The following is a 20,367-nucleotide window of genomic DNA, read 5'->3' as shown; positions in this document are numbered from 1 at the left end:
CATTTTTTTGCTTCGACAACGCCGTTTTCAGCGTGGCGAATCCTGCTTGTCCTTCTACTCTGACTAACGAATTACTGCGCGAGCCACGAGGGATGACGCGACGATGCGCGACGATCCAGCTTCTGCATGCGGTATTCGAGGTCGTAAATGTCAGTGGCTTCGGCCAGATAAGCGTCGTTACGCTCCTTGTCACGCTGGTCGGCGGATTTCGTCAGGAACAGGAAGAGGCGGCTGAGCAGATACATGGTGAACCTCGCTTGATTGATTAGGGTAATTACCTAGTGCTTTGAACGAAGTATAGGGTAATCCCTAAGCAAATGCTAGCGCTCAAAAAAGAATCACGTTGATACGAAAGACTTTTTTACAACACTTGAGGGCTAAACCAGGGTCTCGTCACGCACGGCAGATTGCACGCGGCGTTGGTATTTGAAGAATTCCCACAGCATGGCCGACGCGTCCGGGCCTTTGGACGAATGGAACTGCACGGTGTCGTCACCGCCGCTCCAGGCATGGCCCAACCCGCGCACGATGCACGTCTTGATCACTCGCCGGCCGCCTTTGACGTAGTCCGTCACAACAGTGCCGTCGGCTTGAGTTTCCTCGCGGCGTTCGCCGTTGCGCCACGCGCCGTTTGCGTCGATGAAACGGTTCAGGCGCAGGAATTCCGTCGTCAGTTGCTCGGCATTGATTTTCGATACGACCGAATCCAGCTCGCCGTGCACGATGATGGCCGGCATGCCGGGGTAATCGGCGACGTCGACTGCGGCATCGATCAAGCCGACAGGGTCGCTACGGGTGCCGCGCCGCATAGCGTCCATTGCACCAATCGCGGAGTTTGCGTCGCCGAAAACCACGCCTGAGTGCAATCCGACAGCTGCGAACAGCGACGGATATTTGACGGCGAGCATGGCTGCCAGCCCCGCACCGGCTGACATACCGGCCAGATAGATACGTTCGGAGTCGAAATGGTGAAGCGCAACAATCTCGCGCACGAGGGAAACAACCGCCGCCGCTTCACCTCCGCCGGAATTGGCGGAATCTTCGTACCAGTGCCAGCAGCGGTGCACGTGCGCGGTTTTCGATTGCTCGGGGTACAGCACGGCAAATCCGAAACGGTCCGCCAGCAAATTGATGCGCGTGCCCTGCGCAAACTCTTCGGCCGATTGCTGGCAGCCGTGCATCATCACGACCAGCGGCATGTCCGTGAGGGATGCGCCAGTCGGCAGATACAACGCGTACGCCAGGTGATTGACGAACCGGCCCGCGGCCGGCGGGGCCGAATGGAACGACCGGCTCCACTTTCCCGCCGCCCACGCCGAGGCCCGTGGCCTCACCCGTGACTCACGAGTGACGCGTGGTTTGGCCGAGATTTTCGGTTTCGCCGCGACCGGTTTGGCCGCCTTGGCGCGAACAGGCCGCGCCGGAGCGCGCGTTTTGGGCGCTCGGGGCGGAGCGATCTGAGTCGCTACAAGGCGTTTCAAGCCTCGTAGCCAGAGTTTTGTCAGGCTTTTTGGCATCGAATTAAGGGTCCGCACAGAAGAATGGATCGCCAAACCCGTTCGAGAATGACGAATGTTGTGCAGTGCACAATAGCATCTATTCCGGGACCGTGCGCGTACCACTGAATTTCACATTGCGTCACGTTGCCGACATGTACGCAGTTGATACGGTACGTTGCAGGAACTTTGATTCAATCCATTGTTATTTTTAGATTCCCTCTAAAAATTTCGGAGCGCGCTTGGGCAGATATACTGTGGGCTTTCCCTGCTCTGCAGAATCAATCTTCATGCCTGACTTGCCGCATTCACTCTGGCTCTCCATTACTTTGCTCGGCAGCGTCGGGGTCATGATTCCGCTCGCACTCGCGGTAGCCGCATGGCTGGCGCTTGGTTATCCATGGCGTTACGCAGCGTGCTGGCTTGGTGTGCTCGGCGCTGCCAGCGGGCTCGTGGCGTTGACGAAAATCGCGTTCATAGGATGGGGTGTCGGTGTGCGCGATCTGGATTTCACCGGAATCAGCGGTCATGCCATGGTGTCGTCGGCGGTGTTGCCTGTTGCGTTGTTCGTCGCGTGTTTGCCGGGGCGTAGGTGGGTGCGCGCGTCGGGAGTGTCGGTGGGCGTGTTGATCGGAATTGTGGTCGGCGTGTCGCGAATCTTGTTGAATGCGCATTCAGTGTCGGAAGTGGTGACAGGATGCGGGCTCGGCGCGCTCGCTGCGCTGGTGTTCGTAGTGTTCGCGTGGCGGGCGGAACCCGGCAAGTTGTCAGGGGCGCCGGTTGTGGTGAGTCTTGCGATGGTGGCCATCACGCTCTATGGGATTTCGGTGCCTTCGCAGCGCTGGATCACTGATATTGCCCTGCATTTGTCAGGCCGTGAGCAACCTTATATTCGTGCTCGATGGAAAGCGGGGCGCTATGACAAGCCCATTGCACCGCCGGCGCAACATATCGATGTTAGGTTTTCGGGGACGTCGGAATCGTAAAGGGGTTTTCGCTCGCGCTTGGTTTGGGGGTTGCGGGGGTTTGGGTTGGCAGTGTTAGTGGTCGGGGTCTATGCCGGGTTGCTGCTTTCAGCCTTAGCGGTCTGCGAGAGTCGGATTTTCTCTTTATCACTATTAGCCACTGTGCGTGGCGGCACGTCATTTCTTTGTCCAAAGCGACAAAGAAACGAAGCAAAGAAAACGCTTTAACCGCTCTACCCTAAGTGTCCACAGCGTGCAGTTTTCATTCATAGGTGCCCCAAAAGCACGGTGCTCGCCAGAGCCACCGATGTGTGAAACCCTCCTTCTCGCGAATCCTGACATGAACACGCTTCGCCCCGTACGCTCTCGGGCAAGCACCATTCGCCCGGCAACCCGCTCGGCCCCACCCGCATTTAAGGCTTCGTTTCTTGGTAGGTTGGGTGAGTGGCTTCCGCTGGCGGGCCCCCGTGGCCAGCTTCGCCAATCACCCCGCGCTATCCGCGGACAACCAACCACCACCAGATTAGTACGCACTTCGAACCATATTACTAACTCGCACAAAAACGAGGCCATCGAAATGCGCAAGGCCATAGTAGGCGAAAATAAGGTGCAGGCCACGCAAGCAATCAAAAAAGAACGACGCTGTAAATATGCGTCCGACCGTAACCTGCAAAGACGACCGCGCTAACTACGCCGCCAACCTGCAAGTCATGAAGCAGTGAAGCCTCCTGAGGCCGTGCAGGTCCTTTGGCAAACTGTGCTTGCCCGAGAGCGTACGGGGCGAAGCGTGTTCATGTCAGGATTCGCGAGAAGGAGGGGTTCACACATCCGTCGCTCTGGCGAGCACCGTGCTTTTGGGGCACCTATGAATGAAAACTGCACGCTGTGGACACTTAGGGTAGCGTGGTTTAAAAGCGTTTTCTTTGCTTCGTTTCTTTGTCGCTTTGGACAAAGAAATGACGTGCCGCCACGCACAGTGGCTAATAGTGATAAAGAGAATATCCGAGTCAGGCAGACCACCACGGCCGAAAGCACCACCCCGGCATAGACCCCAACCACTAGCCCAGAACCGACCAACCCCACCCCAAACCCCAAGTGCGAACGAAAACCCCCTCCCGCTATAACCCCAACTATATTACGATACGCTTTCCATTCCCTTCGACCTATCCATCGTGTTCAATCTCAAACACTCGCTGATCGCAGTTGTCTTCACATTCACGCTGCAATCCACCGCCCACGCCGATGAAATCGTCGTCTCCGCCGCGGCAAGCCTGACCAATGCGTTCAAAGCCATCGGCGACGCCTACGAGAAACAGCATCCCGGCACGAAAGTCCTGATGAACTTCGGCGCCTCCGACGTGTTGATGCAGCAAATCGTGAAAGGCGCTCCCGCCGATGTATTCGCCTCCGCCGATCAAAAGGCCATGGACAAGGCCATCGACGAAAAGGTCATCGACACCGACTCGCGTCGCGACTTTGCCGCGAACTCGCTCGTACTGATCGTCCCGAAAGACAGCACGTTTGCGCCCGCCAGCGTCAAAGATCTCACGGCCGCCAGCGTGAAACGCGTGGCCTACGGCGACCCGGCATCGGTGCCGGTCGGCCGCTATACGGAAGGCGCGCTGAAGGAAGCCGGCGTATGGGACGCAGTCAGCGCCAAGGGCGTGCTCGCGGCCAACGTGCGCCAAAGCCTGGACTACGTGGCGCGCGGCGAAGTGGACGCGGGCTTCGTATTCAGCACCGACGCCGCCGTGATGCCGGATCGCGTGAAAGTGGCGCTGAACGTGCCGACACAAACATCGATTACCTACCCCATCGCCCAGGTCGCCCAGAGCAAACACGCCGCCGATGCCCAGCAGTTCATCGCGTACGTATTGTCACCGGACGGCCAGAAAACGCTCGCGCAATTCGGCTTCAAACCGCCAGTGAAATAACGCTGCTATATAGATAGAACCCAGATAGAACGCAAAACCATGGACCAGGCGTGGATTCCATTGCTGTTGTCGCTGAAAGTAGCGGGATGGGCGACAGCAATCGATGTCGTGCTCGGCGTCGCCGTGGCATTCGGTTTGTCACGCTGGCGTTCGTCGGCGCGTGAGCTCGTCGACTCGTTGCTAACGCTGCCGCTGGTCATGCCACCGACCGTGCTCGGTTATTACCTGCTCGTGTTACTAGGCCGGCGCGGCGTGATCGGCGCATGGCTCGACAAGTTCGACATCCAGTTGGTATTCACCTGGCAAGGCGCGGTAATCGCGTCCGCCGTGGTCGCGTTTCCGCTCGTGCTGAAGTCGGCGCGTACCGCATTCGAGACGGTCGATCCGCAATTCGAACGCGCGGCACGCACACTCGGCGTCAGCGAAGCCGCCGTGTTCTTCCGCGTGACGCTGCCGCTCGCCGCCCGCGGCATCCTGGCCGGCGCGCTGCTCGCATTTGCGCGTGCGCTGGGGGAGTTCGGCGCCACGCTGATGATCGCGGGGAACTTGCCGGGCAGGACCCAGACGCTCTCGGTCGCCGTCTATGCCGCAGTCCAGGCCGGCGATGACAGCACCGCAAACATCCTCGTGATCGTGACCTCGGTCACGTGCGTGGTCATCCTGCTCGCAGCCGGACGGCTGCTGCCGCAGCGCTCCACCGCATCGGTGCGTTAAACGTAACCGCCATGACCGCCCTTTCCGTCCGCCTGCGCAAGCATTTCATCACGCCCGAGCGCGATTTCATGCTCGATATCGCGTTTCGCTCAACCAGTCAGCGCATCGTGCTGTTCGGGCCGTCGGGCGCAGGCAAAAGCCTGACGCTGCAAACCATTGCAGGCCTGATCAAGCCGGATGAAGGCGAAATCGTCCTGAATGGAACCACGCTGCTGGATACAGCCAACGCAATCGACCTGAGCCCGCAAGCGCGCCGGATCGCGTACCTGTTTCAGGACTACGCGCTGTTCCCGCACCTGAACGTGCGCCAGAACATTGCCTTCGGCCTGAAGCGCGGCTGGTGGAATCCGTCGAAACACATTGCGCACACCAATGTGGACTACTGGTTGAACGCGTTCGATCTGACCCAGGTTGCCCGGCAGTTTCCGGCGCAATTGTCGGGTGGGCAAAAGCAACGCGTTGCGTTGGCGCGCGCACTGGTCCCGCATCCGCAATTGCTCTTGCTCGACGAGCCTTTTTCAGCGCTCGACATGACCTTGCGCCAGCGCATGCGCCAGGAACTGGCTGATCTTCAAAGCCGCCTGGATATTCCAATGGTGCTCATTACGCACGATCCAGACGACGTTGCCATGTTCGGCGATCAGGTCGTGAGTTTGCGCGAAGGCATCGTGCAGCCGGACGATGCGCTCGACACCCTCAATCCGTCACGCCAAGAATCACGCTCGACGCCTTGAACGCCGCGATGGCAACCTGACCTTGCACGAGGCCGAGCGTGGTCACGCTCTCATTGGTGATGATTGCCGTGACGGTGGTAGCGTCGTCCAGTGCGAGAGAAACCTCCGCGTTCACCGCACCCGGCGTCACGCTCGACACCTTGCCGCGCAACTGGTTTCGCGCCGAGATCCGCACGGGTCCGGAAGACCCTCCGGCGTCATCGACCATCAGCATTACCCACGACGCCTTCACAAGCGCAAACGCCTCAACGCCTTCCTTGAGACCGAGGGATGCGGTGCTTTCGTGCGTGACCACCGCGACAATGAATTGGCCGCCGGGCAACGCGAGTTCGACTTCATCGTTGACGGAACCGCGCGTGACTTTACTGACCGTGCCAAACAGCTGGTTGCGTGCGCTTGTTTTCATACCGATTCGTCCAATAAGCCGCCAGTCCTGCGCGAAACCTTCAATCGCCGCGCCCGCGCGTTCGAGAAACGCCTGATGCTCCCGTTCGATAACCCGATAGGTATCGATCAGTCTCAGCGCCTGCGCCGTCAGCGTGGTCCCGCCGCCGCCCTTGCCGCCCGTGGCACGGACGACGAGCGTGGTGCCGGCGAGGTTGTTCATGGTGTCGATGGCGTCCCACGCCGCTTTGTAACTCATTCCGACTGCCTTCGCCGCGCCCGTGATCGAACCGGTCTGCTGGATGGCCGCGAGCAACGCGATGCGCGCTGCTCCGCCAAGCGTGACCTCTCCGCTGCGAAGCCAGACTGACCCGCCTACTTCGATAGCATCGTGCGGTGTACTACGGGATTCTTCGGTCATGGGGCGAGCGCGGGGCGCGTGGCAAGAGAGTACGGAAGATTATATCGATGCATTCACTTGATCCGCGGCGGTTTTATCTTGCGCAGAATGCGCTCGCCTTCCATTGCGCTCATCCGTTGCGCGTTGACGGCAAAGCCCTTCGCCAAACCCTTCTGGAAATCGCTGGCTTCTTTCAGATCGGCCAGCCGCTGAGCAGCGACGGCCGCGTCGTTGCCATCGCCCAGGACGCTTTGCAGATTCCCCAATGCGTCTTCAACTTGCTTACGGGTTTTCCGGGTCAGCAGCGAGCTGAAAAATTCGAGTGCGTAACGCAGGCGCTTGGCGTGTATCCGCACTTTGTGTCGCGTGGGTGCATCGAGCGTGGTGAGATCCGGCGCCCGCTCGATCTTCCGATAATGCTTCGTGATGCGCTTCTGCGCATAAGCGGCGAGCGTCTGGTCTGCATGCTTCGGGGGCGCTTCGAGCGTGCTGAACCACTCGACAAACGACAGCGCGAGAAGAGCGTAGCGCGGGGAATTCATCGCGTCCTGCAGGCGCTGGCGGGCCGCGATGCGGTGGATATCGGCGGCGCTTTGCGTCGGTTTCCACGTGTCCTTATGCTGCGAGTCATCCGATGCCGCGTAGGCGGCAAGCGTAGCGTCGGCGAAGACGTCCCAGTCGCGGGCATCACCCAGCAAGTCGCCGAACCATTTCAGATCGGGTGTGACCCGGGTGGTCCAGGTGCCGTCGATCCATTCGGGGAAAAGCTTGAGCGCCGTCTTCAAGCGGCGCTGCGCCACTCTCAACTGATGCACGTGTTCCACCTCGAGCCCGCCGCGCGATGCAGCGTCGTTGCCGAACCATTGCGCCGCAACCGACTTGCCGATCTCGACGAATGCATCGGTCGGACTGGCGTCTTTCGACAACTTCAGCTTGCCGGCCCTGACCGGCTCACGCGAAGAGCGGTCGATAGCGATCGGCACGATCAGGAACGACAGCGTCTCCGCGATCTCATGGGCGGTCGCGAACAGCGCCTCGCGTGCGTCGGGGGCAGCGGTTAGCGTGAGCATTGCCGGGTGATCCGGGTCAAGCCGCAGCGTGGCGCGCACGTGCACACCGGTATCCATCTCGCCGGGCGTATCCCACTCGACGATCGCCGTCTCGGTGGCTTCGCTCAATGCAAAGCTGGTATCGCCGAGAAGGTTCTTGAGATCAGTTAGCACTGCCTCCGACTTGATCCAGGCATGCAGCGTGTCAAAAGGCCCTGCCTCGGTTTCAATTCGCCGGATCAGCGGCCAGTCACGGCGCCTTGCCACGAAAACCCGATGGTCATCGTCAGTCTCGATTGCGACTTCCCAATCAGCCAGCTTCGTCCTGGCTTTGTGCGATCGCAGCACGAAATCCGTCCGGCGCGCCGTTGCGAACCGGCTCAATCGCGCCAGCGCTTCGGCTGGCGGACCGTTCGGCGCATCCAGAGCAACCATCCTCAACTCGACGAGTTGCAACATAACTTCCCCATGATGAGCGGCTGTCCTTGCCGGGCAGCAAGTCGCAAACCACACCGTCAGATCAGACGAATTTCATTGTTTCAAGCGTCATCAAACCGACATAAAGCCTATGCAACCATGAGCAACGCATTTCGCCAGAAGCGACGCCTTGCCGGTATTTCCTTACGCCTGAATTCCCTTCCGTACTCGCGCAGCCTCTAGCCCAAAGGACGTTCCATGCCTGACTTGACTCTTCCCGACAGCAACGACAGCAACGGACCTCGCTCGCTCGGACGCAGGCTGAGCATGCCGATATTCCTCGTCGTGATCGGCGTTGGCATTATCTATTGCGTGACGCACCTGATGCACGACCTGGAGTCGGTCCAACAGTCCTCGATACTGCCTTACGTCCTGCTCGGCGTCGCCTTGATGATCGCGCTTGGGTTCGAATTCGTAAATGGTTTCCACGATACGGCAAACGCCGTCGCCACCGTCATCTATACGAATTCGCTCGCGCCGAACCTCGCCGTCGTCTGGTCGGGCATGTGGAATTTTCTCGGCGTGCTGGTATCGAGCGGCGCGGTGGCGTTCGGCATCCTGCAATTGCTGCCGGTGGAACTGATCCTTGGCGTGGGGACATCGCAGGGTTTTGCGATGGTCTTCGCGTTGCTGATCGCCGCGATCATCTGGAATCTCGGCACCTGGGCGCTGGGCATTCCTTCATCGAGCTCCCATACGCTGATTGGTTCGGTGATCGGCGTCGGCTTGATGAACCAGATGATGCACGGCCCGTCGGGAACATCGGGCGTCGACTGGGGCCAGGCGCTCGCGGTGGGCAAGTCGCTGCTGTTCTCGCCGGTGGTCGGCTTCATCCTGGCGGGTTTGCTGCTCTACGTGATGAAGCTCGTGGTGCGCGTTCCCGCGCTCTATAAAGAGCCGAAGAAAAACACGCCGCCGCCGTTCTGGATTCGCTGCCTGTTGATCCTGACCTGCACGGGCGTGTCGTTCGCACACGGTTCCAACGATGGCCAGAAAGGCATGGGCCTCATCATGCTGATCCTGATCGGCACCGTGCCGACCGCCTACGCGCTGAACAAGGCCGTTACGCCGGCCGAGACGCAGACCTTCCTGTCGGTCGGACATCACGCCTCCGAAGTGCTCGGCAAGTACACCAACGGCGCCGCCCCCGTTGCCGACCCGCGCGGTACGGTGCAGCGCTACGTGCAGACCAAGACGGTCGCGCCGGACACGGTTGTCGCGCTCGAGCAGCTCACCGAGATCATCGACGGACAAGTCGGGCCCGCGTCCTCGATGGCGGCTGTGCCGCAAAATATCGTGAATAACGTGCGCAACAATATGTATGTGGCCTCCGAAGCGCTGCGCCTGATGGACAAGCAAAACGCCCCTGCTTTCGCCGCCGATGACGCCGCCGTGCTCAAGAACTTCAAAGGCCAGCTCGACCACGCGACCAAGTTCATTCCGACGTGGGTGAAAGTGGCCGTGGCGGTGGCGCTCGGCTTGGGCACGATGGTCGGCTGGAAGCGGATCGTGGTGACGGTGGGCGAACGGATCGGCAAGACCCATCTGACGTATGGACAAGGGGCATCGGCCGAACTGGTCGCGATGGTGACCATTGGCGCGGCAGACGTCTACGGCTTGCCCGTCAGTACGACCCACGTGCTGTCCTCAGGGGTCGCGGGGACTATGGCTGCGAACGGTTCAGGACTGCAGTGGCGCACCGTGCGCAGCCTCGCGCTTGCCTGGATTTTGACCTTGCCGGTTTCGATTGCGCTGGCCGCGGGATTGTTCTGGGTGTTCCGCGGGCTGTTCTAAGCGGCACATGGAAGACTTGACGGGCTTTTCCAAACGCGGTTTTAAGCCCCTTCGTATTAAAGCGCGAGCGGTTTTTTCAAACCCCTCGCGTGCTTGCAGAATTTGCCGATAGCCGACGGCTGTTTGTTCCTCCTTCGGCCACCCGCCTTACTCCACATGCTTTTCCCGACGGGCACAGCGCTTGCTGTAAGAAAGCGGTAATCGCGAGGGTATTGGCGCAGCGGACACGTAAAGAAGCAATCCGCCGATACTCACGCCGCATCAAACGCGGCATCGCCATTCACTCTTCAGCAGACTTTAATAATTAAGGGGAAGTGGAATGATCGGAACAATCTTGCTTGTCGTGTTGATCCTGCTGCTGCTCGGCGCTTTCCCCTCATGGCCGCACAGCCGTAGCTGGGGGTATGGCCCAAGTGGGATCCTGGGCGTGGTCGTGATCGTTGTGATCGTGCTGCTGCTCATGGGACGACTATAGATTTAAGTCAATCGCTGCGTCATCCGCCCGCCCCACTATGTGGCGATGATGCAAGATAAACGGCGAACGCCAGGGCGCTCAGGTGCAGCGGCGTTTCGTGAAACTGCTGCAGACTGTTGTGTTACCGCCTGCCAGAAGGAGAACATCCCCTGTGGCGGGCGGTTTTCATTCGCTTCTGAGCGCTCTTCGAAATTGACTGATCAAGGAGTACACATTTCATGGACCTGCATCTGGAAGGCAAACTCGCACTCGTCTCGGGATCGACGAAAGGCATTGGCCTCGCCATTGCCACCGGACTGGCGCGTGAAGGTGCGCGTGTGATCGTGAACGGGCGCAAACAGGCATCCGTCGATGAAGCCCTGGCGAAACTACGTGCCCGGGTGCCCGGCGCGAATGCGGAAGGTTTCGCCGGCGATCTCTCCGACGCCAGCCAGATCGATTCTCTGGTTGCACGCTATCCGGCTGTCGATGTGCTCGTGAACAACCTCGGCATTTTCGATCCAAAGCCGTTCGAGGAAATTCCGGACGACGAATGGTTGCGTTTCTTCGATACCAACGTGATGTCAGGCGTACGGCTGGCGCGCGCTTATCTGCCGAAGATGAAAGCGAAGAACTGGGGCCGCGTGGTGTTCATCAGCAGCGAGAGTGGCATACAGATTCCCGTCGAGATGATTCACTACGGCGTGACGAAGACGGCGCAACTGGGATTGTCGCGTGGGCTCGCCGAACACTGCGCAGGCACCGGCGTGACGGTGAACGCGGTATTACCCGGTCCGACGCATTCTGACGGTCTCGACGAAATGGCCGCGAAGGGCATGGGCGACAAATCGTTCGCAGAGTTCGAGAAAGGCTTCTTCGAAACGGCGCGGCCCAGTTCGCTGCTGAAGCGTTTTGCCACGACGGAAGAAGTGGCGAATATGGTGGTGTACGTGTGCTCGGAAGCGTCGTCCGCTACGAATGGCGCTGCGCTGCGGGTGGACGGCGGCGTTGTGCGGTCCGCTTTTTAGAACGGTGTACACCGCGCTGGATCTATGCCCTGAACGCAGGATCACACGCGCAATACGCGTCCGTCCGGTCCGATCAGCGGCGGCAGGCGCGGCGTTGAGTCCGTCCCTTTGGGCGCCATTTTCGCGTGTCCCGGATTCGCCGGGGCAGGCGTGAGAGCCGGTGGCGCGATGCTGGTTTTATCGGCGACCTGCTTGACGGCTGGGCCGCTCTTGCGCTTTTTCTTTACCTGCGCCGACTGCACGCAGCGCGGTTTGGCCTTCGATTTATGCATTTGCGCTTCGGGCGGATTCCAGACTTCGACGTACCGCTGTGCCGCAGCGGCGGCGAGCGGGCCCAAACCCATGAATCCGGCCAGGAGCGCAAGCACGACGTTCGAAGAAAGTGTGGATAAAACAGGTCTCACAGCAAGTGCTCCAGAGTGTTCAGTGCCCACCAGCGCGCAAAAGTATAGCGTCCAGTGAGCGCTGCGATGTGTCGAGTTCAAGCAACGCGCTGTCCAGCCGTTGCAGCGCCAGCGCGACCGTGCGGCCGTCCGCGTCCCGTTCCGGTTCGCTGCGCGTAGCGTCAAAAGCGGCCGATACCGCGCGCGTAGCCTGCACGTAACGGGCGAGCGCAGCGGCTTCAGCAGAGGAATGACTGTTCATGTTTCGTGTCCATGCAAAAGCATTCACCTGTATGAATATACAGTAATGCCGGGCGACGGAAAAGCATTCGCGCGGCGATGAGCAGTGTGCACGTAAACCCGTCTGGTTTTAAGTTGCACTTAATTGTCGGAAGGCACATTACAAACGCCAGCTTTTATCGCCGCCACCGGCGGCGGCTTTTAAATCAGGGCTTTCACCGCGAGGACACGTCATGGCCGCCAGCGCATCGTTTCAGAACATCAAGTCCACGATGAAAACCGACCACGCCCTGCCGCTGCACGAATGCCGGCTTTCCGAGGCCGTGGAAAGACCGTGGGGCAAGGCGTATCGAATGGTCGAATGGGCGCGTAAGAGCGATCCCTGCAGCCAATTCAGCGTCGTGCCGGCAGAGTTCACTACATCAGAGATTGCAGAAGTATTGCGCGCGCACGTGTCGGGGCGGCGCTATGGTCCGACAGATTCAGATGGGAACGTCCAGGAATAACGCTTCCCATACCACGCTAAACACCAGCAGCGGCGCTTTTTGGCCCCGCTGCGAACCGACATACACTTGGGGCGCGGCTCCCGGTCGCAGTTAAAACTTGATATAGTCCACAAATAGACTAATATACGAATCAAGTTCTTAACGAGACTCATCTATATGCCACGCGCTCAACGCGTTCCGGGCCCCATTGCTACGCCACAGCCGTCGATCGCGGACATGTCCGCAGCAGGTTTGCGTGCATTTTTCAATATCGCGCGCGACTGGACCTTGTCAGCCGATGAGCAGATCGTCCTGCTCGGCTCCCCCGGACGATCCACGTTCTTCAAGTGGAAAGCCACGCCGCAAACGGCGCGTCTCGGGCGCGACACGCTTGAGCGGCTTTCGCTGATTCTCGGCATTTACAAGGCGTTGCAGATCCTGTTGCCACAAGCCGAAGCCGCGGATGGCTGGATCAAGCGCGCGAATACCGCGCCGCCGTTTGGTGGACGGCGCGCGCTTGACCGCATGCTCGCGGGCAACGTGAGCGATCTCGTGGCGGTTCGCCAATATCTCGATGCGATGCGAGGCGGTTGGGCGTGAGCGATCTATCCAATCTGCCGCAAGCTGAAAACGACTGGCACGCTGACTGGCCGCACGCTGACCTCAATTGGTCGCCGGCTTATCGCGTGATTCCCACGCGTTTTCCTGCCGTGAACCTGTTCGATCGCGTTGCATCGCCTCAGGATTTCGATGCCCTTTACGCGCTCGAGGCCATGACCAATGACCGCTTGCGCACGGAAGTGGGCGACCTGGATCTGGTGCCGCTCGCCGAGCGTCAGTTCGGCGCCGGTTACGGTCCGATCATGGCCGCCTTCACCCATCTGAACCCGAACGGCAGCCGATTCTCCGATGGCAGCTACGGCGTGTTTTATTGCGCGCGCGACCGGCGCTCGGCCATTGAGGAAACGCGTTACCACTCCGCGCTGTTTCTCGCGGAGACGAAACAAGCGCCGTTGCGTCAGCAGATGCGGCTCTACACCGTGCTGGCGCACGGCGATGTCATCGATCTGTGCAAAGGCCGGCTGGAACAAGCGGCGCTCGATCCCGCGATTCTTTCGCCATCCAGTTACGTCGCGGGGCAGGCGTTGGGACGGGCTGCGCGGGAAGCGGGCGCGCCGGGCATCGCGTATCCGTCGGTGCGGGATCACGGCGGCGAATGCCTCGCCGCTTTCCGCACTACGTTGCTGCGTGATTGCCATCACGCTGCTTATCTGGAATACGAATGGAATGGCGAGACCGTGACCAACGTCTTCGAAATGAGCAAGGTCGGTTAGGCCGGGCAATCAAGCCGGGCAACTCAACTGGCTGATTTAGCGGATGGCCACCGCCGTCGATGACCGTACGCGCGCGATCTTCTTGCTCGCAGGGCGCGCGGTTGCCGATGCATTTTTCGGTGCAGCGGTCTTCGACACCTTCGCCAGCGCCTCCGTGCTGACGTCCTTCGACGAGTTCTTTAGCGCAGCCGCTTTCGCTTTTTGACTGGACTTGGCGAGCATCCCGGCGAGCTGCGGATCAGCGCCATTTGCGGGATTCTTGCGACCGCGCGCTGCTTCGCGAGCGCGGCGCTTTGCGTCCTTCTCCAGAAAAATGGCGAGCAAGGTTTCGTCGGTTTTCAGGCCGGATCGGCGGGAGGGTGGCAGTTCGTCGGTGAGTTCACCGGCTTCGAACGCTTCGATCACCGCTGGGTGGACATAGCATTTGCGGCATACGGCCGGTGTGTTGCGCAATATCTTCGATACTTCCTTGATCGTGCCGACCACGTGCTTGCGCGCTTCGGTCACGGTTTCCCACGCCAGCTTGCGCAACGCTGCCAGGGCGAACACGCTGCCGGCCCATGTCCGGTAGTCCTTCGCGGTGAAGTCGGCGCCGGTGATGTCGTGGAGGTAGTCGTTGATATCGGAGGAGCTGACGGTGTGGCGTTCGCCGTTCGCGTCGAGGTACTGGAACAGGTCATGGCCGGGCAGGTCCATGCAGCGTTTTATGATCCTGGCGATGCGCGGGTCGCTCACCGAGACATCGTGTTCGATTCCGCTTTTGCCGCGGAACTGGAAGCGTAGCGTGCCGGATTTGACGCTCAGGTGTTTCTTGCGCAGGGTGGTGAGTCCGTAGGACTTGTTTTCGCGTGCGTATTCTTCGCTGCCTACGCGGATCAGCGTGGTGTCGAGGAGCTTGACCACGGTGGCCAGGACCTTGTCGCGGGGCATGCCTTCGAGGTCGAGGTCCCGGGTTACGCGGGCACGGAGTTTCGGCAATACGGCGCCGAACGCCAGCATGCGTTCGTACTTGGTGGCGTCGCGGGTTTCGCGCCAATGCGGGTGATATCGATATTGCTTGCGGCCGCGGGCATCGCGGCCGGTGGCTTGCAGGTGGCCTCGTGAGTCGGGGCAGATCCAGACGTTGGTGTAAGCGGGCGGGATAGCGAGGGCGTTGATCCGTTTGATGTCGGCGTCGTCAGAGAGGGGGTTGCCCTGGGTGTTGAAATAGACGAAGGCGCCGTTTTTCCATGTGCGAGTGTAGCCGGGGCGGGAGTCATCGACGTAGCGCAGACCTGGGGGCAGGTCTTCCGGGCAGCCCTTGATCTCGCTCTGCGGTTGTTGGTCCTGGGGTTGCTGGGGGGATGTCACTGCGTGCCTCGCTGGGGTCTCGTTCGATTAGACGGGATTCGAGCAAGGCCCATACCACTAGGTTTTCGTTCGCACTCGGGTTTTTGGGTTGGGTTTGGGTTGGTAGGGTTCAGGGTTAGTGGTCGGAGTTTATGCCGGGTTGCCAAGGTTCTGGGTTAGCGGTTGGGGTCTAGGGTTAGCGGTTGGGGTCTATGCCGGGTTGGTGCTTTCAGCCTTAGTGGTCTGCAAGAGTCGGATTTTCTCTTTATCACTATTAGCCACTGTGCGTGGCGGCACGTCATTTCTTTGTCCAAAGCGACAAAGAAACGAAGCAAAGAAAGCGCTTTCAACCACGCTACCCTAAGTGTCCACAGCGTGCAGTTTTCATTCATAGGTGCCCCAAAAGCACGGTGCTCGCCAGAGCGAAGGATGTGTGAACCCCTCCTTCTCCGAACACCGATACCCACACGCTTCGCCACCAGTGATTGAACCTGCCCAAGGAGCACCCCGCGCTATCCGCGGACGACCTCCCGCCAAATGTGTACGCACCTCGAACCGCGTCGCCAACCCGCCAAGAAACGAGGCCGCAAAGATGCGGGTGGCCGTAACCGACGAAAATAGCTGTACAGAACGCGCAGCCAATTCACAAAGAACTGAAGCAGTAACCACAAACACGCATCAAGCTGTGACCTATGAATACGGTCACACAGACCAGGTAGCTAACCTGTCAAAAAACCGCAGCCGTAAATACCTGTAAGGCCGTGCGGGTTCCTTAGCAAGTGTGCTTGCCCGAGAGCGTACGGGGCGAAGCGTGTTCGTGTCAGGATTCGCGAGAAGGAGGGGTTCAAACATCCTTCGCTCTGGCGAGCACCGTGCTTTTGGGGCACCCATGAATGAAAACTGCACGCTGTGGACACTTAGGGTAGAGCGGTTAAAGCGCTTTCTTTGCTTCGTTTCTTTGTCGCTTTGGACAAAGAAATGACGTGCCGCCACGCACAGTGGCTAACAGTGATAAAGAGAAAATCCAACTCTCGCAGACCACTAACGCCGAAAGCAGCAACCCGGCATAAACTCCGACCAACTAACCCCAAACCCCACCAACCCAAACCCGAGTGCGAACGACCCCCCTACGGTAATGCCAACTCCCTAGCCCCTTCCGCACTCGCCCAACCCTGCTTGACCGACCAGCGCTGATCGGTCCCCACCTCGACAATAGTGAGGCGCCCGTCATCGGTATAAGCGCCTGTGTCGATAAAAATCTGCGACCCGATCTGCTTGATCGCCTTCATGGGCGTATGCCCACAATAGGTCGGCGATAACCCCCGCTGCCAGGCAGCCTTCCCCGTCCCCAGCGCAAGCGATCTCCCCCACAACAACTGCTGGCGCACATCGTCAGGAAAATACGCGACTTCCAGATCAGCGTCGCTGCCAAAAAATTCCGCATGCAGCACGTTGAACCGCGTCGGACCATCGCCGACAATTCGCACCAAAGGAACACTCGCCAACTTCGTCGCAATCCCCTTCAGTTGCTCATCCGTCAGGTTCGCCGCCCACGCGCCGCCGATCGAATACCACATGTGGCGCTGCATCTTGCCCGCCGCAACCGCGCACAACGCGTCTTCATGATTGCCGAGCACAGGGTAAAACCAGGGCTTATCGAGCAAGTCGATGCCGCCAAGCGAATCGCTCCCGCGATCGACCAGATCGCCCACGGAAAACAGGCGATCACGCGAACCATCGAAAGCAATTTCGCTAAGCAAATAACGCAGAGCATCGACGCAACCGTGCAAATCGCCAACCACAAGGTCACGGCCAACTTTGTTCGCCGGATGCCAGCAAACGACAGGGTAAGTAGAGGCAGTCATGGCAGTAATCTTAATCTTCCAAAACGCACAGTTATGCGCGCCAACTCGCTTTCCAACAACGCATCCCTCCACATTCTGGAACGACCGCCATCAATGCGCAACACGATCAGCCTGGCGCGGCAATAATTGCCGCACCAGGCTGAATCGCACCGTATTTATTGCGGTGTCGAACGGAGTTTGGCGACCTGATCGGCGGACGTCGTCGATTGCGGATTGCCAAACGTCTTCGTCACATAATTGCCGATGGCGGCAATCTGTTCATCGCTGAGTTCATCCGCGAATGCGGGCATGAAAGCGGTAGCGTCTTTCGTCTGACGACTCACGCCGTGCAATATGACCATTGTCAGATTGTTAGCCGCCGATGCCCCCACCACGCCGTTATGAATCAGCGATGGATATGCCCCCGGCGCGTTGCCGCCCCGACCCTCGCCCGTCCAGCTATGACAGGTCGCACAGTTGGCGATAAACAATTGTGCGCCATTCACCCCGCTGATCGCCGTTCCGCGCATTGCCGTGACATCCGCGCTGGTCGGCTTGCCAAAGGAATCACGCGGATGGATGTCGCCGCCGCTCTGCGCGGGCACCGAGCGCAAGTACACCACGATCGAACGCAGATCCTCGGGCGTCATGTACTGCGTACTGTTTTGCACCACATCCGCCATCGGGCCAGCCGCATTCGCCCGGCCATGCGCCACACCGGTCGCAAGATATTGCGTCAGCTCGTCGTCGGTCCATCCGCCAATGCCCGCAGTCTTGTCAGGCGTGACGTTGAACGCATGCCAGCCGGACAACTCGGCGCCGCTGAAGCGCTCGCTCGTCTTCAGGCCCTGCATCACATTGCGAGGCGTATGGCATTCCTCGCAATGCGCGAGTCCGCCAACCAGATAAGCGCCCCGATTCCATTCCGCGCTCTGCTGCGGGTCGGGCACGAAACGCCCTTCCTTGAAATTGAACATGTTCCAGAACACCATCAGCCATCGCTGGTTGAACGGAAACGACAGCGCATTGCGCGGCGGCGTGTAGTGGATCGGCACAAGCGTATTCAGATAGGCACGGATCGCGAGAACGTCCGAGCCCGTGACCTTCGTATATTCGGCGTAAGGGAAAGCCGGGTACAAGCGCTCACCGCTTTTGCCAATCCCTTCGTGCATCGCGCGCAGGAAGTCGGCGTCGCTCCAGCGGCCAATGCCGGTATCCGGATCGCTCGTGATATTCGGCGTATAGATAGTCCCGAACGGCGTGCTGATCGGCAGACCGCCCGCGAACGGACGGCCTTTGTCGGCGGTATGGCACGCCACGCAATCGCCCGCGCGCGCCAGATATTCGCCGCGCTTGATCAGCGCCGCGCCGGCCAGCGTGTCGCGCTGCACGACCGTGGGCTCCGTCGCGGCAGTCTGCGCGTGCGCCGACTGAATCAGCGTGTGGAAACTCACGCCCGTGACGGCAAGCGCAAGAACGGCGAGCGCGCCGCCCAGGCGCTTGCCAAGCTTGCCAATGCTAAGGTTATTGAAGGTCTTCGCGTCGCGAGGTTTGGGGTTCTTCATCATGGATCTCCGTCGGCGCGCAATCAAAGTTCTTTCTTCAGCTTGTCGGCGAGACGCAGCGACAACGCGGACAACGTCAGCGTGCAATTCACCGATGCCGCCGTCGGCATCACCGCGCTGCCGGCAATGAAGAGGTTCGCGTGATCATGCGTGCGGCATTCGGAATCGACGACGGAATCCTTCGGGTCCGCGCCCATGACAGTCGTCCCCATGATGTGGTTGTTCGGGGCGAATTTATCGTCGAAGGTGATCTCCGTGCCGCCGAACAACTCCGCAATCCGCGCATATTGGACGCGTGTGTCCGCCGCGCTTTTCTTCACGTAGTCGTTGATCGAGTAATAGATCTCGGGCTGCGGGATGCCGAGCGAATCCTTGTGATCCGACGAGGGCACGACCCGGTTCTGCGGCTCGGCCAGATGCTCGTGGAAGCTGTTGATGTTCATCGTGCGCGCGACGCGGTCGCGGATCTGGCGGTCCAGTTCCGCTCCGGTCACGCCTCGGGCGATCAGGTCCGCCGTGACCGACATGGTAGGGACGCCATTCGACAAATGCAGCTTCTTCGCCGAGTATTCCGAGCGGAAAGCGCCGTCACGGAAGTTCACTACCGAGCTCATTTCCATCGGCCCGCGTCCCGGCCACACGGGTTCGTTGGCAAGGAAGGTCACGCCGGTGCCCGGGTGGTCCATCAGGTTGCGGCCGACCTGATCCGAACTGTTGCCAATGCCGTTCTTGAATCTGTCGGATACCGACTGCAACATCAGCTTCGGCGTTTCGATTCCATTAGCCGCGAGCACGAAGAGCTTGCCGGTGACACGCGTGCTGTTGCCGTTCGGGTCCTTGTAATGGACAGCGGTGATCAGCCCTTTGTCGTCGCTCTCGATCTTGTAGACGACCGCTTGCGCGATCAGCTTCGCGCCGGCTCGCTCGGCTTTCTCCGCATGCGTGATGCCGTTATACATGGCGGCGATCGGGCAGATCGGCATGCAGTTGTTATTGCCGCAGCAGGTTGGACGGGCATCGTACGGGCGGCTGTTGCGCGCGACCGGTTCCGGCACGACGTGATAAGACTGCGCGTTGAGGACATCGGAGAAACGCTGGTCCATGTAGGACAGCGGCAGCATGTCCATTGGATACGGTTTGGAACGCGGCGAACCAAGATCAACGTTATTGCCCGGACCGGACACGCCAAGCTGCACTTCGGCGGCGAAGTACCAGGGCTCAAGGGTTTCGTATGGGATCGGCCAGTCACGACCTACGCCATAGAGCGTCCTCAGCTTGAAATCGGCTGGTAGCAAGCGCCACGCAGCGGCGGCCCAGTGCCAGGTCGTCCCGCCCACGAGCCGCAAGTATTGCGACGCGTACGGATACTCGCCCTTCTGGATCAGATAGTTATTCTCGGGCGAATACTCGGGATGCGGCGCGTAAGGTGTCGACGGATACGGCGTAGCGAAGTCGGCTTTGGCCGGCGAGTTACGAAAGTTCTCGACGATCTGCCAGCGCGGAATACGCGGCCCGGCTTCGAGCAGGATCACGGATGCGCCCGCGGTCGCGAGTTGATGCGCAACGAGTCCGCCCGCAACCCCCGATCCGACGACCACCACATCGGCCGAATTCGAATTTGCCATTTGTTGTTGTCCTGTGAGGGTAGATTTTTATTTGCTTCGGTCGCGCTGTCGAGCGTGCCAACAATCCTGCTGTCAATTATGTTGTCAGGCAGGTGTCGTCAGGCAGCGTGCCGGCTTGATGCGTTCTTGATAC

The 20,367-nt window shown here is 59.9% G+C and carries 20 protein-coding genes; 10 read left to right on the top strand and 10 right to left on the bottom strand.

Annotation, left to right across the window (positions count from 1 at the left end):
- Positions 1 to 71: 71 nt before the first annotated feature.
- On the bottom strand, positions 72 to 245 hold the full coding sequence (locus ACSQ36_RS20295; RefSeq protein ID WP_075645337.1) for a DUF3563 family protein: 174 nt from the start codon (positions 243 to 245) through the stop codon (positions 72 to 74).
- A gap of 132 nt (positions 246 to 377) precedes the next feature.
- Positions 378 to 1,517, bottom strand: a complete 1,140-nt coding sequence (locus ACSQ36_RS20290) for an extracellular catalytic domain type 1 short-chain-length polyhydroxyalkanoate depolymerase (protein WP_213768125.1) — start codon at positions 1,515 to 1,517, stop codon at positions 378 to 380.
- A gap of 269 nt (positions 1,518 to 1,786) precedes the next feature.
- Between ACSQ36_RS20290 and ACSQ36_RS20285 the strand changes: the two genes are divergently transcribed.
- The 4 genes from ACSQ36_RS20285 to ACSQ36_RS20270 all read left to right on the top strand — a co-directional run bounded on the left by ACSQ36_RS20285 (position 1,787) and on the right by ACSQ36_RS20270 (position 5,843).
- Positions 1,787 to 2,482 (top strand): phosphatase PAP2 family protein, encoded by a 696-nt coding sequence (locus tag ACSQ36_RS20285; protein WP_213768124.1) that lies wholly within the window; start codon positions 1,787 to 1,789, stop codon positions 2,480 to 2,482.
- 1,172 nt (positions 2,483 to 3,654) lie between these two features.
- Entirely contained in the window at positions 3,655 to 4,395 is a 741-nt protein-coding gene (gene modA, locus ACSQ36_RS20280; protein WP_436184900.1) for a molybdate ABC transporter substrate-binding protein, read from the top strand.
- 39 nt (positions 4,396 to 4,434) lie between these two features.
- Positions 4,435 to 5,109 (top strand): molybdate ABC transporter permease subunit, encoded by a 675-nt coding sequence (gene modB, locus ACSQ36_RS20275; RefSeq protein ID WP_213768122.1) that lies wholly within the window; start codon positions 4,435 to 4,437, stop codon positions 5,107 to 5,109.
- Positions 5,110 to 5,120: 11 nt separating this feature from the next.
- Positions 5,121 to 5,843, top strand: a complete 723-nt coding sequence (locus ACSQ36_RS20270) for an ATP-binding cassette domain-containing protein (protein ID WP_436183341.1) — start codon at positions 5,121 to 5,123, stop codon at positions 5,841 to 5,843.
- Here the strand turns inward: ACSQ36_RS20270 and ACSQ36_RS20265 are convergent.
- Together ACSQ36_RS20265 and ACSQ36_RS20260 are read right to left on the bottom strand one after the other, a co-directional pair.
- Positions 5,806 to 6,648, bottom strand: a complete 843-nt coding sequence (locus ACSQ36_RS20265) for a TOBE domain-containing protein (RefSeq protein WP_436183340.1) — start codon at positions 6,646 to 6,648, stop codon at positions 5,806 to 5,808. The two genes, ACSQ36_RS20270 and ACSQ36_RS20265, sit on opposite strands and share 38 nt — an antisense overlap.
- Positions 6,649 to 6,701: 53 nt before the next feature.
- Positions 6,702 to 8,135, bottom strand: a complete 1,434-nt coding sequence (locus tag ACSQ36_RS20260) for a CHAD domain-containing protein (RefSeq protein ID WP_436183339.1) — start codon at positions 8,133 to 8,135, stop codon at positions 6,702 to 6,704.
- 216 nt (positions 8,136 to 8,351) lie between these two features.
- Here ACSQ36_RS20260 and ACSQ36_RS20255 point away from each other — a divergent pair, with 216 nt between their 5' ends.
- The 3 genes from ACSQ36_RS20255 to ACSQ36_RS20245 all read left to right on the top strand — a co-directional run bounded on the left by ACSQ36_RS20255 (position 8,352) and on the right by ACSQ36_RS20245 (position 11,429).
- Entirely contained in the window at positions 8,352 to 9,947 is a 1,596-nt protein-coding gene (locus tag ACSQ36_RS20255) for an inorganic phosphate transporter (RefSeq protein WP_213768118.1), read from the top strand.
- A gap of 319 nt (positions 9,948 to 10,266) precedes the next feature.
- Complete coding sequence (locus tag ACSQ36_RS20250; RefSeq protein ID WP_213768117.1) at positions 10,267 to 10,422, top strand: DUF3309 family protein; 156 nt, start codon at positions 10,267 to 10,269, stop codon at positions 10,420 to 10,422.
- 218 nt (positions 10,423 to 10,640) lie between these two features.
- Positions 10,641 to 11,429 carry an SDR family NAD(P)-dependent oxidoreductase gene (locus ACSQ36_RS20245; RefSeq protein ID WP_436183338.1) on the top strand — a complete coding sequence of 263 codons (789 nt, stop codon included), beginning with the start codon at positions 10,641 to 10,643 and terminating at the stop codon, positions 11,427 to 11,429.
- 41 nt (positions 11,430 to 11,470) lie between these two features.
- Here the strand turns inward: ACSQ36_RS20245 and ACSQ36_RS20240 are convergent, their stop codons facing one another.
- A complete protein-coding gene (locus ACSQ36_RS20240; protein ID WP_436183337.1) occupies positions 11,471 to 11,833 on the bottom strand; it encodes a hypothetical protein in 363 nt (120 codons plus the stop codon).
- 19 nt (positions 11,834 to 11,852) lie between these two features.
- Positions 11,853 to 12,074, bottom strand: a complete 222-nt coding sequence (locus ACSQ36_RS20235) for a hypothetical protein (RefSeq protein ID WP_436183336.1) — start codon at positions 12,072 to 12,074, stop codon at positions 11,853 to 11,855.
- 211 nt (positions 12,075 to 12,285) lie between these two features.
- Here ACSQ36_RS20235 and ACSQ36_RS20230 point away from each other — a divergent pair, with 211 nt between their 5' ends.
- The 3 genes from ACSQ36_RS20230 to ACSQ36_RS20220 all read left to right on the top strand — a co-directional run bounded on the left by ACSQ36_RS20230 (position 12,286) and on the right by ACSQ36_RS20220 (position 13,871).
- The gene (locus ACSQ36_RS20230; RefSeq protein ID WP_213768114.1) at positions 12,286 to 12,558 is read left to right on the top strand and encodes a DUF2866 domain-containing protein; all 273 of its coding nucleotides are present in this window, start codon (positions 12,286 to 12,288) and stop codon (positions 12,556 to 12,558) included.
- 156 nt (positions 12,559 to 12,714) lie between these two features.
- Entirely contained in the window at positions 12,715 to 13,137 is a 423-nt protein-coding gene (locus tag ACSQ36_RS20225; RefSeq protein ID WP_436183335.1) for an MbcA/ParS/Xre antitoxin family protein, read from the top strand.
- On the top strand, positions 13,134 to 13,871 hold the full coding sequence (locus tag ACSQ36_RS20220) for an RES family NAD+ phosphorylase (protein ID WP_436183334.1): 738 nt from the start codon (positions 13,134 to 13,136) through the stop codon (positions 13,869 to 13,871). Before ACSQ36_RS20225 ends, ACSQ36_RS20220 begins: the two co-directional genes overlap by 4 nt.
- 36 nt (positions 13,872 to 13,907) lie before the next feature.
- Here the strand turns inward: ACSQ36_RS20220 and ACSQ36_RS20215 are convergent, their stop codons facing one another.
- The 4 genes from ACSQ36_RS20215 to ACSQ36_RS20200 form a co-directional block, all read right to left on the bottom strand.
- Positions 13,908 to 15,221: a DNA topoisomerase IB gene (locus ACSQ36_RS20215; protein ID WP_436183333.1), complete on the bottom strand. Its 1,314-nt coding sequence runs from the start codon at positions 15,219 to 15,221 to the stop codon at positions 13,908 to 13,910.
- A 1,106-nt stretch (positions 15,222 to 16,327) separates the two neighbouring features.
- Positions 16,328 to 17,065 (bottom strand): metallophosphoesterase, encoded by a 738-nt coding sequence (locus tag ACSQ36_RS20210; protein ID WP_213766619.1) that lies wholly within the window; start codon positions 17,063 to 17,065, stop codon positions 16,328 to 16,330.
- 155 nt (positions 17,066 to 17,220) lie between these two features.
- Entirely contained in the window at positions 17,221 to 18,609 is a 1,389-nt protein-coding gene (locus ACSQ36_RS20205) for a c-type cytochrome (protein WP_436184899.1), read from the bottom strand.
- Positions 18,610 to 18,632: 23 nt separating this feature from the next.
- A complete protein-coding gene (locus ACSQ36_RS20200) occupies positions 18,633 to 20,234 on the bottom strand; it encodes a GMC family oxidoreductase (protein ID WP_436183332.1) in 1,602 nt (533 codons plus the stop codon).
- Positions 20,235 to 20,367: the final 133 nt, after the last annotated feature.

This window comes from Caballeronia sp. LjRoot34, from assembly GCF_964253815.1.
Lineage (GTDB): Bacteria > Pseudomonadota > Gammaproteobacteria > Burkholderiales > Burkholderiaceae > Caballeronia.
The sequence above is the reverse complement of the archived record's forward strand: the minus strand, read 5'-3'. Positions and strand labels throughout refer to the sequence as shown.

What these genes read in the sequence shown, in the direction of transcription:
- ACSQ36_RS20250 (WP_213768117.1), top strand. Translation starts at nt 10,267, where the DNA reads ATGATCGGAACAATCTTGCTTGTCGTGTTGATCCTGCTGCTGCTCGGC.
- ACSQ36_RS20290 (WP_213768125.1), bottom strand. Translation starts at nt 1,517, where the DNA reads ATGCCAAAAAGCCTGACAAAACTCTGGCTACGAGGCTTGAAACGCCTT.
- ACSQ36_RS20225 (WP_436183335.1), top strand. Translation starts at nt 12,715, where the DNA reads ATGCCACGCGCTCAACGCGTTCCGGGCCCCATTGCTACGCCACAGCCG.
- ACSQ36_RS20285 (WP_213768124.1), top strand. Translation starts at nt 1,787, where the DNA reads ATGCCTGACTTGCCGCATTCACTCTGGCTCTCCATTACTTTGCTCGGC.
- ACSQ36_RS20260 (WP_436183339.1), bottom strand. Translation starts at nt 8,135, where the DNA reads ATGTTGCAACTCGTCGAGTTGAGGATGGTTGCTCTGGATGCGCCGAAC.
- ACSQ36_RS20200 (WP_436183332.1), bottom strand. Translation starts at nt 20,234, where the DNA reads ATGGCAAATTCGAATTCGGCCGATGTGGTGGTCGTCGGATCGGGGGTT.
- ACSQ36_RS20255 (WP_213768118.1), top strand. Translation starts at nt 8,352, where the DNA reads ATGCCTGACTTGACTCTTCCCGACAGCAACGACAGCAACGGACCTCGC.
- ACSQ36_RS20265 (WP_436183340.1), bottom strand. Translation starts at nt 6,648, where the DNA reads ATGACCGAAGAATCCCGTAGTACACCGCACGATGCTATCGAAGTAGGC.
- ACSQ36_RS20230 (WP_213768114.1), top strand. Translation starts at nt 12,286, where the DNA reads ATGGCCGCCAGCGCATCGTTTCAGAACATCAAGTCCACGATGAAAACC.
- ACSQ36_RS20245 (WP_436183338.1), top strand. Translation starts at nt 10,641, where the DNA reads ATGGACCTGCATCTGGAAGGCAAACTCGCACTCGTCTCGGGATCGACG.
- ACSQ36_RS20210 (WP_213766619.1), bottom strand. Translation starts at nt 17,065, where the DNA reads ATGACTGCCTCTACTTACCCTGTCGTTTGCTGGCATCCGGCGAACAAA.
- ACSQ36_RS20270 (WP_436183341.1), top strand. Translation starts at nt 5,121, where the DNA reads ATGACCGCCCTTTCCGTCCGCCTGCGCAAGCATTTCATCACGCCCGAG.
- ACSQ36_RS20205 (WP_436184899.1), bottom strand. Translation starts at nt 18,609, where the DNA reads ATGAAGAACCCCAAACCTCGCGACGCGAAGACCTTCAATAACCTTAGC.
- modB (WP_213768122.1), top strand. Translation starts at nt 4,435, where the DNA reads ATGGACCAGGCGTGGATTCCATTGCTGTTGTCGCTGAAAGTAGCGGGA.
- ACSQ36_RS20235 (WP_436183336.1), bottom strand. Translation starts at nt 12,074, where the DNA reads ATGAACAGTCATTCCTCTGCTGAAGCCGCTGCGCTCGCCCGTTACGTG.
- ACSQ36_RS20295 (WP_075645337.1), bottom strand. Translation starts at nt 245, where the DNA reads ATGTATCTGCTCAGCCGCCTCTTCCTGTTCCTGACGAAATCCGCCGAC.